Origin of the sequence: Cellulomonas sp., from assembly GCF_017744555.1 — a bacterium.
Classification (GTDB): Bacteria; Actinomycetota; Actinomycetes; order Actinomycetales; family Cellulomonadaceae; genus Cellulomonas.
Genome location: NZ_JAGIBD010000127.1, coordinates 1 through 565 on the forward strand (window position 1 = coordinate 1; position 565 = coordinate 565).

Genomic DNA, 565 nt, shown 5'->3' on the forward strand with positions numbered 1-565 from the left:
ACAGGCCTCGGACACTCGATGCCTCAGTAGCCGGTGTAGGCGTACGTCCCGCAGGACTCGGGCTCGACGTTGTTGTTCGTGCAGGGCGACACCCGGGTCACCTTGGCACCGCTGGAGCTGATGGCCCCGGTTCCGTTGCCGTTGCGCGTCTCGACGAGGTATCGCGTCGAGCTGCCCACTCGGTAGAAGTGCGTGTAGGCGCGCTTGTCGTCGGCTGCCGTGTCGTTGACTCCGGCGTCGACGTTCGGAGCCAGGCTCCACGCCGTCGCACCGGTGATCGAGGTGTAGACAGTGGCCGCCTGTGCGCTGGCCGGCAGCGCCGCCGCCAGCACGACGAACGCTGCCGCGATGAACTGTGACTTCTTCATGCACTCCCCCTGGGGTGATGAGACGTCCCTTGTGAAACGTCTCACATCAGCCTATCGATACCCCCAGATGGAATGTCAAGAGTTGCCCTGACCAACCATCGGCTAAACATCACGAAATGTTCCGGCGGTCCGCAGGTTGCCTCGGCGGTCTCCCGCGCGACGACTCGTTTCGACGGCGGTGACGGTAGCCAGGGCGG

At 64.6% G+C, this 565-nt stretch carries 1 protein-coding gene; it reads right to left on the reverse strand.

All coding sequences use genetic code 11. The features are described from left to right. Positions 1-23: 23 nt before the first annotated feature. Positions 24-368, reverse strand: coding sequence for a hypothetical protein (locus J7523_RS20515; protein WP_291890662.1), 345 nt, complete (start codon positions 366-368; stop codon positions 24-26). Positions 369-565 lie beyond the last annotated feature (197 nt).

What these genes read in the sequence shown, in the direction of transcription:
- J7523_RS20515 (WP_291890662.1), bottom strand. Translation starts at nt 368, where the DNA reads ATGAAGAAGTCACAGTTCATCGCGGCAGCGTTCGTCGTGCTGGCGGCG.